Raw genomic sequence first — 9,846 nt, 5'->3', positions numbered from 1 at the left:
GTTTTAAATATATGCAGATTTCATACTTTAGTCTGTTGTAGTGAAGAGGTTATTAAATATAAGTTATTAAGTGAGTGTTAAAAATATTTTGTAGCTTAATGAAATTTAAAGGTAGCACTTACATCATAAAAAATTATTTTCTCTTTCTATTTTTTATGATAATTGGCGTGTTCTACTTTAATATCATTAGCAAAGCTTTAATTTAATATGATATTATAATAAAGTGAATTTTGACAACAATATATTTTAAGACTACAAAAATTTAATTTTTTAATAAAAGAAAGAGGTTACTTATGATTATTATTGAGTTTATCAAGGCTTTAATCCTAGGTATCGTTGAAGGGTTAACTGAGTTTGCGCCAGTATCTTCAACGGGACATATGATTCTAGTTGATGATATGTGGTTAAAATCAACTGAATTTCTAGGCCCTCATTCAGCTTTCACTTTCAAAGTTGTAATCCAATTAGGTTCTGTATTTGCGGCAGCTTGGGTCTTCCGTGAGCGTTATTTCGAAATGTTACATATTGGTAAATATAGACATTCTTCTATTAATGAAGAGTTTCGTTCTAAACCACGTCGTTTAAACTTATTACACGTATTAGTTGGGATGATTCCAGCAGGTATTTTAGGTGTCTTATTCGACGACTTTATTGAAGAGCATCTATTCAGTGTTCCAACTGTTATGATTGGTTTATTCCTTGGTGCTATTTACATGATTGTAGCAGATAGATTTAGCACTAAAGTTAAGAACCCACAAACTGTGGACCAAATTACGTACCTTCAAGCATTCGTAATTGGTATTTCACAAGCAGTAGCAATGTGGCCTGGTTTCAGTCGTTCTGGTTCTACAATTTCAACAAGTGTACTTATGAAATTAGACCATAAATCGGCTTCAGATTTCACATTTATTATGGCTGTGCCAATTATGTTAGCAGCAAGTGCATTATCATTAGTTAAAAACATACAATACATTGAACTTGCACATATACCATTCTACTTAATCGGATTCTTAGCTGCATTCATTGTTGGTTTAATTGCTATTAAAACATTCTTACACTTAATTAATAAAGTTAAATTAATTCCGTTCGCTATTTATCGAATTGTGTTAGTTATCTTTATCGCAATTCTTTATTTCGGTTTCGGAATTGGTAAACATATTTAATTTCATCTTAAAGCGAGGACAAGAAATCTGTTTTCATAATATGATTTCTTGTTCTTTTTTTATTTTTAAAGTCTTCACAACAACAAGTGTTTCCGCTAGTGCCACCGTTTACTTTCATGTATCATAGGGTATTGAAGAGATATAGTAAAATTAATGGAGGCAACGAGTATGGACAAAAAGACGATCATTAAAACAACGATTAATGTATTACCAATTTTTCTTGTGCCACTAATTGTGGAACGTAAACGCATTAAGTCTCATCCTGACGTTCAAAAAGCTTCACACGCCACATCAAATGCTTCACATGCGATTGCTGATAAAGCTTCAGGTGTTAAAGATTATTTTGGTGATAAAAAACAAGAATTCGATAATAAACGTGAATTGAAAAAAATCGCGAAAGAAAATGATCCAAAATACATTCAAAAAAAAGGCGAAAAATTAGCGAAGAAAAATCGTAAAGAAGCTGACAAAATGGATAAAAAGCTTCAAAAAAATATTGAACAACGCCACAAAGAAGAAGATAAAGCACGTGAAAAAAATGAGAAACAACGTATTAAAGAATTGAAGAAAACTCAAAAATATCAAGAAAAAGTTGGCTTAACACCTGGTAAACTTGATGATGAAACTGAGAAAAAAGGCGAAAAGCTAGAAAAAGAAAATAAAAAAGAAGTTAACAAATTAAATAAAAAACTTCAAAAAAATATTGATAAACGTCATAAAGAAGAGAAGAAACTTCAAAAACAACAAGAAAAAGCACGCATCAAAGAAATGAAAAAACTTAAAGATTATGATGCTGATAGTGTAGCAACTCAAAATAAAGAAGAAGATTATACTAAGGCATAATTTTATGACAACAGTATTTATTGATGGTGATGCTTGTCCAGTAGTCGATTCAGTTATTGAATTAACGGCTGGGACAGGCATTTTTGTTACGATTTTACGTAGTTTTAGTCACTTTTCAAATAAGATTTATCCTGAACATGTGAAGACGTTGTACATAGATGATGGTCCTGATGCCGTAGATTATAAAATCATTCAATTAGCCACATCGAACGATATTGTAATTACACAAGATTATGGTCTTGCCAGTTTGCTATTATCTAAAGTTCGACTGGTGATGCATCATAAAGGCCATATTTATGATAATCAAAATATAGATATGTTGTTACAACAACGTTATAATAATGCACTTATTAGACATCAAGGTGGGCGACACAAAGGGCCTCCCCCATTTTCAAAAGAAGATAAACGACAGTTTAAAGTAGCATTCAAGCAAGTTATTCAACAATTAAAGGAGGATACAATATGAAACGTATTGCAGTATATTGTGGGGCAAGTAAAGGAAATGATCCTATTTACGTTGAAGAAGCCTATCAATTTGGTAAGTATATGGCTGAACAAGGTTATGAATTAGTGTTTGGCGCTGGTTCAGTAGGTATTATGGGCGCTATTCAAGATGGTGTGTTAGATCATGGCGGGCATGCAATTGGTGTCATGCCTAAAATGTTGGATGAACGTGAAATTACGAGTCAAAAAGTAAGTGAATTGATTCTAGTGGATTCCATGCATCAGCGTAAAGAAAAAATGACGGAATTAGCGGACGCCTTTGTGATGGCGCCTGGTGGTGCAGGCTCGCTTGAAGAATTCTTTGAAATGTATAGTTGGGCTCAAATTGGAATTCACCAAAAACCTATCGGCGTTTTCAATTTAAATGGCTTTTTTGAACCGCTTCAACAATTGATTGCTCATATGATTGGTGAAGGCTTTATTGATAAAAAATATAAAGATTTAGCGCCTCTTTATGATACCAAAGAAGAATTAATTGAGGGATTATTAAACTATAAACCTTTAGGTGTTCGTACATACGACTAATTAGGCAACCATAAAGTAAATAATTAAGCGACATTGAGGATGGGAGGGGGACAGAATTCTTTTTAAATTCGTCGTCCCAGCCTCTTCTAATGTCGCTTTTTTTATTAAAATAATTTTTTATAATAACGTATTTGTCGCTTTAACAAATGGTATTTACTTAATTCTGGTAATTCAAAGTTGTCGTAAAAGGTCATACCAATTTTTTCCATTACTTTTTTAGAAGGCAAATTCTCTTCAGCTGTAAAGCTATATACCTCTTCTATGCCTTTTTCTTTTGCGAATTCGAGTACGGCTTCCGCACCTTCTGTCGCAATACCATTACCCCAAACTTCTGGAATAAGACGCCAACCAATTTCATATAACGGTAACTCATCGAACGGATATTTACTATCTTTAGGCAGATAATTCACGCCGATATACCCTAGCCATTCTCCCGTTTCTTTAAGTTCGACTGCAAATAATCCGATGCCCTTTTCTTTGAGTATGTCGTCCATTTTCTTCATATCTAATTCGGAACGACGATAACTTAATAAACTTGAGAAATAACGTCTCACTTGTGGATTGGCATTCATTTTTTGAAAAGGTAATAAATCGTCTTGTTCCCAATCGCGTAATTTTAATCTTTCTGTCTCAATATAAACTACCATTACGACCACCTCAATACAGAGAAAATACAATTATTAAAAAAGTGCGATATGGTTGAAGGGTCCATAACACACTTTACTTATACTTCATTTTATTAAAATTTCTTGATTAAGCTCTTGAAATATAGCTGATAAGTTTAATGTGGACCGGAATTTCTTTTAATCGGTCACGTTGATTTTTCGGAGCAATAAATGTAGCATCTATAAAATCATTGCGGTGATTTAATTTGAATGTTGCTACAAATGTATCTGTATCTGATTCAAAGTTTGGTAAATGTGCTACCACACGTTTAATTTCACCAGTAGAGTCTACAATTGTACGACCAGTAATATTTTCAATCTCACGACCTAATTCTGGCAATGTAATATCGCGGCCTTCTAAAATGTGAAAATCTTGTTCATGCATAAGTCATCTCTCCAATATTGTTTTAATTTAAAATTATAACTAGCTTAGTTCATAACATTTCATTATGACTAATAATTCATAACTACATATATACATCATTTATTAATACGATTTTTTATTATGTACGAGTTGTATTTGAAAATGTAAGCATTTGCCTTACTTTTACCCTACCTCAATTATAATCAAACTTTTTACATATCAGGCTTATATCGTTCATCAATAATAAATGAAGGTGTTAATTAGATGTTGATTGATCATCTTCAGTTGAGTTATTATCAGAAGTTGTATTTTGAGTAGAATCGCTCGTTTCATTACTACTGTTGGAATTAGACTTATCCCCGTTATTATTCGTATTTTGAGCGTTTGAATTCTCATCTGATGATGTTTCAGATGAATCATTGCTTTGAGTGTCTTGAGAAGATTTTGAGGCTGATGCGTCGTTAGAATCTTTACTTGAACTATCTGAAGAATCCTCCGAATTATCGCTCTCTTTACTATCGTCTTCTTTTTTAGCTGATTCAGTCGCTACCGAATGGTCCACGTCTTTTTCTAATTTTTCACGTTGCTCATTCAATTTTTCTTTTTGTTTTTCTAAATCTTTTTTCTGATCTTTCAACTCATCATTTTCTTTTTTCAATTGCTTAATATCATGTTCTAATGATGCTCTTTCGTCACTCTTACCACATGCAGATAACATGAGTGTTGCAGATAGCAAAAGTACTAACCATTTCTTCATGTTTGTCTCCTTTAATTACAAGTCAATACATCTTATTTTAACACGAATTAAAAATCTGTTCATCGGATTACCTCAAGTCTTTACGCATCTTGAGATGGCTGACTTCATACCCTCTCGCTTTATTAATATGAATCATTTCTTCATTTTTAGCGTCTACTGTCCCTTCTATCGCTGAAGCACCTTGATCAACCGCCCATCGCTCTAGTTGCAATTTTAACTGTTTGGCATAGCCTTTCCCTCGAAAATGAGGACTCGTATATAACATTTCTGTTATTACTGTACCAAAACTTTTTTCGTAATGCCCCCAAATAAAAGCAATTAACTGTGAGGCTTGGCCATCAATTTCTATAAGTATCATATCATCACTATACTGAAGCCTTCGAGTAATCATTTCTTGTCGTAAAGCAATCGACATACGTGTAGCATTATAATCTACTTCACGTTGCTCTAAATAATATTCATGAAGTCTCGCAATCTTTTCAATCCACTTTGTATCTTCAATCATTAACTTTTGCATAAACTTTATCCTCTATTTTCAGATTATATTCTATACTTAACTATGATATGATTATCCATATTTAACATATATTAACCTATTTTTTTAAATTTAAAAAAGTTTAGACGTTAAGGGAGATTAAATGACAAATGAAATCCACTGCCAAGTTAGCACGTGAAAATAATGTTAAATCATTACGCCTAAATAATACAGATAGAGAAATTTTTGAAAACTACATGACATACGTTCGTGCTGATTTACGTGTTAATCCACACGATAGTGAAATCATGCTTAATCGTATTTTAAAGGAATTACTTGCTGCTGAACAAAAAGGAACATTGGCTTTAGAATATTTCAACCATGATCCTGAGGCACATGCGAAGAAAGAAATTAAATCGTTACCAAATGAAACATTTCAAAATATTTTTAAGTATATTTTTCATAATTTTATGTTTCTAATCGGTATATTTTGCTTCTTCAAAGGGTTCATCGGTTTCTTTATCGGTGGAGATAACAATGATGTTTATTTATATTCATTTCCGCTTACTGTAATTGTTAGTATTTTTATTATATTTTTATTCATTCTCGTCATATTTAAAACGGTCCAATTGCAGAGTTTTAATAATTCCCACTGGATATGGGTGTTTAATTATGGACTCATTATTTTGTTAATTATTGCACTATTTTATGTTATTTTTATTCCGCAATCGTTTTTAAATTTTGGTCCATATGTTCGTATTAGTAATTGGGCTTTTATTATTATGTCACTCATTATTACGCCTATTGCTTTTTATATTGAACATCATTTTGGCAACCAAGATTCAAATACCGTCTTATAAGACAAACATTTTCATATCTTTTGGATATAAAATAAGCCCATAAATGCATAAGTGCATTTATGGGCTTGTCGTGTCATGTGACTATATATTTTAAATTATCCTACAAACCATACATCAATGAAGAACCAAATAACCATAATAACCATGATGATAGCTTGTGCTACTGTACTTGCTAAAAATGCCATGACTGAGCCAAAACTTGCTTTCAGTGCTTTTCCAAAATCAAAATCTTGGATTAATTCAACGACTAATACTGCTACAAATGGCACGATAATAATTCCGAACGGTGGTAAGACAAAGCATCCTACAATTACACCAATTAACGCGACATACTCACCTAATTTAGAACCGCCAAATCGGTTTACGAAATATTTATTCATTAAAAAGTCTGATAATAAAATGAAGACGGTAAATATAATCATCGCTACGTAGAATATCCACGATAGTCCTTTATCATGAAAACCAAATTGATAAATTAAAAAGCCAATCCATAGTATAAGCACGGATGGTATAAAGGGTTTAATTAATCCTATAAAAGCGATGATGAATGCTAATATAATTAAAATCCATAGTATTGCTGTCATTATTTTACTCTCACATCCGCTTCTGTATATTTTTGATCTTTAGTAAAGAAGATTAAAATCATGCCTAAGAAAATAGATGTTGCGGAAACGAAGAAGACATTTTCCAAACCAACCCAATGACTCATAGCGCCACCTAATAAATTTCCTAGCAATTGACCGATGACCATAGCATTCGCAAATAATGTCGATGCATAACCTGGGAAATCAGGTAGAATATCTTGGAAGTAACTAATGCCTAGTCCTAACAAGATAGCTAAAAATAGTGCTAAGAAAATTTGGCCAACCATCATCATATAAATGTTCTCAAACACGCCAATACTAAAGTAAAATCCGCCACCACTAATTGCACCGATAATCAATAATGTGCGCGTCGCAAGTTTCGCTGATAGAATACCTAAAATCACCATGAATGGAACTTCTAAGCCTGCGCATAAACTTGCCAATGTGCCTACATACCCTTCTTGTTCTTTTAAATAATCCGTTACAAATAAAGGCATGTTCATTGTATACATCCACTGACCAATATGTAATAAAATAAAGGCAATAAATGGGATGAAAAGTGTTTTGTCTTTCAACATATTCGGTGCTGTTTTCTCAATATTTGCTGTGCCACCCACTTGTTCTTGTGGCTTTAAGTTCAAGTCTTTATAGAAGAAGATTTGAAGTACTAATGTAAATAAAAGAATAATAACAGTACCACCAAAAAGGCCCGCGTAGCCTGAATATTGAATTAGGTATGCTCCAATTAAAGGACCGAATAAAAATCCAAATGAGAACATAGAACGCAACACGGTATTAGCAAATTTGGCGTTATTTCTAGACGAGGACACATTAATAGACTCTCTTGCAGATGCATAAAGTTGAGGCATAGCTGGTGCAAATAACCCTTGAAAAATAGCATATACAATAATAAATAGCCATTCATTATGTATATAAAAATAAATTGAAAAACTGATGGCTCCCATCAATAATGCGCTTATAATCAATACCTTCCGATTCACTTGATGTGTATCGGAAAAGCGCGCTACGATAGAATTCACCGTAAATTGACTGACTGCAGCTAAGGCTAACAGTAGTCCGAATTGGTTAGTAGACATACCCAATTCCTTCGTTGCAAATAAAACAAAATAAGGCACCGTAATGGCAATCCCCATTCCTAATAACATCATATTTACAACGAATAACTTATAGTTTTTAATATGCAATAATGCTGTAAACATAGACTACACCTCAGTTCTTCGAATCAATTGCAATATTTAGAAACTATTATCGAATATAGTTCAACATGAGCGTAACAAATGATTCAACTTGTGGAAGTTGTAACATACTACTGTCATAACTCATGTAAGTTGAACGAATAAGTGGTTGTGAATCGATATTAACCTTTTCAAATTCAAATAAATTCTTATCAATATTCTTCATCATAATTTCAGGTAAAATCGTTACCCCCACACCACTGACTAACATTTCCTTGCATGTTGCAACTTGGTCAACCGTAATCGTCGCGTGATAGTCTTGACCAAGATTTTCATTATACCACTCTTTAATCTGATTAATATAAATTGGATCAGCTTGAAACTCTATAAATGGTAATTTAGATACTTCGTCACGACGTTCTTTCGGATAAATAAAGTAGTGGTCATCATCAAAGAGATGGCTATTCGTCAAATTCATTACTTTATTCCCACGTGTAATCATGACATGATAATCTCTATGATTCGCTTTAATCTGTTCGGTTGATCCTACTTGAACTTGAATTTCTACATTTGGAAATTGTGAATTATATAAGCTAAGCACTTCTGGTAACAAGGTTTGCCCTATTAACGATGAACAACCAATCGATATTGTCCCATTGACTTCCCCGATATGTGCTTGCATTTTATCAAAAAACAATCTCTCGCGTTTTAACATATCACGTGCATGCTCAATAATCATTGCACCTTCTGTAGTTGTGATAAGTTGTTTCTTTGTACGAATAAATATATCTACACCAAATGAATGCTCAATGGCTTTTAAACGTTGTGTTACTGCTGGTTGTGAAATATATAGAATTTCAGCAGCTTTACGCAACGTTCTTGTTTCATCTAATGTAATTAATAAACGGTAATCCTCTATTTTCATAGCTTCCCCCTACTTCTGTTTATCCACGAATATGGCTATGACGGTTAAGATAATTGATAGTGAAGGTCATTTGTATTAATTAAACTAATGGTTTAAACGACGTTTAAGATGTCACATCGAATATCCATGGAATACACATACACGTGATGTACGACGGACAATTGCGATATGATTGTTGCAATTGCAATATGCGACGCGTGAGGCGCGTGTGCGCGACATGCGATGTGTGCACTATTTAGGATGAGATTTGCTTTGTTTCATATGATGCTTATACGTTTTATGATGATTTGTTTTACTTGGTTTATTTGGTTTATTCAGTTTGCCCACCATCTTGTTGTAACAATACATAATACGCTGATTAACTTCTGAAAAGTTCTCACTGATTTCAATCATCAATTGATGCGCAATCATATAAGCTTCATGGTATTGTTTTCTAGTAATTTGTCCATTTTTCAAAGCCAATGCTAAATCCTCTTCATCTACGAGTTCATATTCGCCTGTGGAGGGTAAGACTAAAACATCCAAAAATAAGTCTAATGTTCTCGCATTCCCTTTTTGCGTAATATTTTTAATATTAATATCAAAATAGTATTCCAATGGTTGACCTTTATCATCAAACATTGCAGTAATACTATATCGTTTCTTTTCCGGCAAGATTTGTAACCATTGATAGTTATCTTTAGCAACAACTATATTCTGGCCTACTACCGTCACCTCTAAAGGTTCACGAACCTTCCTCATCGTGACCAAGCCAATAATACCCTTAAATCTATTATTATTTACCTTAACCTCTATATAATCACGTTCAATAAGGCGACGCCAGTGACGTTTATCTATGTATTTTATTTTCATAAAGCCACCAACTCCTTGTCATTATTATATTAAACTGACCTAGTGATGTCATCTTAAGTCGTATGTAATTGTAATTCGCACATATAGTCATTAATTTTTCATTTTTTATTTTACTACATCTATTCGTTTTTTA

Annotated in this window: 13 protein-coding genes; 5 read left to right on the top strand and 8 right to left on the bottom strand. The window is 32.9% G+C overall.

Annotated features, from left to right (window positions below; genetic code table 11):
• The first annotated feature begins 293 nt into the window (after window positions 1–293).
• The 4 genes from CD128_RS02925 to CD128_RS02910 all read left to right on the top strand — a co-directional run bounded on the left by CD128_RS02925 (window position 294) and on the right by CD128_RS02910 (window position 3,035).
• Complete coding sequence (locus tag CD128_RS02925; RefSeq protein ID WP_103328588.1) at window positions 294–1,163, top strand: undecaprenyl-diphosphate phosphatase; 870 nt, start codon at window positions 294–296, stop codon at window positions 1,161–1,163.
• Between the two features lie 168 nt (window positions 1,164–1,331).
• Window positions 1,332–2,006, top strand: coding sequence for a hypothetical protein (locus CD128_RS02920; protein WP_103328587.1), 675 nt, complete (start codon window positions 1,332–1,334; stop codon window positions 2,004–2,006).
• A gap of 4 nt (window positions 2,007–2,010) precedes the next feature.
• Complete coding sequence (locus CD128_RS02915; protein WP_103328586.1) at window positions 2,011–2,472, top strand: YaiI/YqxD family protein; 462 nt, start codon at window positions 2,011–2,013, stop codon at window positions 2,470–2,472.
• A complete protein-coding gene (locus CD128_RS02910; protein WP_103328585.1) occupies window positions 2,469–3,035 on the top strand; it encodes an LOG family protein in 567 nt (188 codons plus the stop codon). The genes CD128_RS02915 and CD128_RS02910 overlap by 4 nt, the downstream gene beginning before the upstream one ends.
• A gap of 104 nt (window positions 3,036–3,139) precedes the next feature.
• On the opposite strand, the gene CD128_RS02905 is transcribed toward CD128_RS02910, so the two are convergent.
• The 4 genes from CD128_RS02905 to CD128_RS02890 all read right to left on the bottom strand — a co-directional run bounded on the left by CD128_RS02905 (window position 3,140) and on the right by CD128_RS02890 (window position 5,338).
• Window positions 3,140–3,682, bottom strand: coding sequence for a GNAT family N-acetyltransferase (locus tag CD128_RS02905; protein WP_103328584.1), 543 nt, complete (start codon window positions 3,680–3,682; stop codon window positions 3,140–3,142).
• A gap of 106 nt (window positions 3,683–3,788) precedes the next feature.
• Window positions 3,789–4,085 (bottom strand): hypothetical protein, encoded by a 297-nt coding sequence (locus CD128_RS02900; RefSeq protein ID WP_103328583.1) that lies wholly within the window; start codon window positions 4,083–4,085, stop codon window positions 3,789–3,791.
• A 235-nt stretch (window positions 4,086–4,320) separates the two neighbouring features.
• On the bottom strand, window positions 4,321–4,821 hold the full coding sequence (locus CD128_RS02895; RefSeq protein WP_103328582.1) for an SA0632 family lipoprotein: 501 nt from the start codon (window positions 4,819–4,821) through the stop codon (window positions 4,321–4,323).
• 67 nt (window positions 4,822–4,888) lie between these two features.
• Window positions 4,889–5,338 (bottom strand): GNAT family N-acetyltransferase, encoded by a 450-nt coding sequence (locus CD128_RS02890; protein WP_103328581.1) that lies wholly within the window; start codon window positions 5,336–5,338, stop codon window positions 4,889–4,891.
• Between the two features lie 128 nt (window positions 5,339–5,466).
• Here CD128_RS02890 and CD128_RS02885 point away from each other — a divergent pair, with 128 nt between their 5' ends.
• Complete coding sequence (locus CD128_RS02885; protein ID WP_103328580.1) at window positions 5,467–6,156, top strand: DUF1129 family protein; 690 nt, start codon at window positions 5,467–5,469, stop codon at window positions 6,154–6,156.
• A 95-nt stretch (window positions 6,157–6,251) separates the two neighbouring features.
• Here CD128_RS02885 and CD128_RS02880 read toward each other — a convergent pair whose 3' ends face one another.
• The 4 genes from CD128_RS02880 to CD128_RS02865 form a co-directional block, all read right to left on the bottom strand.
• A complete protein-coding gene (locus CD128_RS02880) occupies window positions 6,252–6,740 on the bottom strand; it encodes a DUF456 domain-containing protein (protein ID WP_103328579.1) in 489 nt (162 codons plus the stop codon).
• Window positions 6,740–7,960, bottom strand: coding sequence for a sugar efflux transporter (locus CD128_RS02875; protein ID WP_103328578.1), 1,221 nt, complete (start codon window positions 7,958–7,960; stop codon window positions 6,740–6,742). Before CD128_RS02875 ends, CD128_RS02880 begins: the two co-directional genes overlap by 1 nt.
• A gap of 46 nt (window positions 7,961–8,006) precedes the next feature.
• The gene (locus CD128_RS02870) at window positions 8,007–8,861 is read right to left on the bottom strand and encodes a LysR family transcriptional regulator (RefSeq protein ID WP_103328577.1); all 855 of its coding nucleotides are present in this window, start codon (window positions 8,859–8,861) and stop codon (window positions 8,007–8,009) included.
• A gap of 231 nt (window positions 8,862–9,092) precedes the next feature.
• Window positions 9,093–9,713, bottom strand: a complete 621-nt coding sequence (locus CD128_RS02865; RefSeq protein WP_103328576.1) for a ribonuclease FAU-1 family protein — start codon at window positions 9,711–9,713, stop codon at window positions 9,093–9,095.
• Between the last annotated feature and the right edge of the window lie 133 nt (window positions 9,714–9,846).

The sequence above is a fragment of the Staphylococcus croceilyticus genome (genome assembly GCF_002902575.1).
Lineage (GTDB): Bacteria > Bacillota > Bacilli > Staphylococcales > Staphylococcaceae > Staphylococcus > Staphylococcus croceilyticus.
Note: the sequence above shows the minus strand (reverse complement) of the source record. Positions and strands in the feature narration are given on the sequence as shown.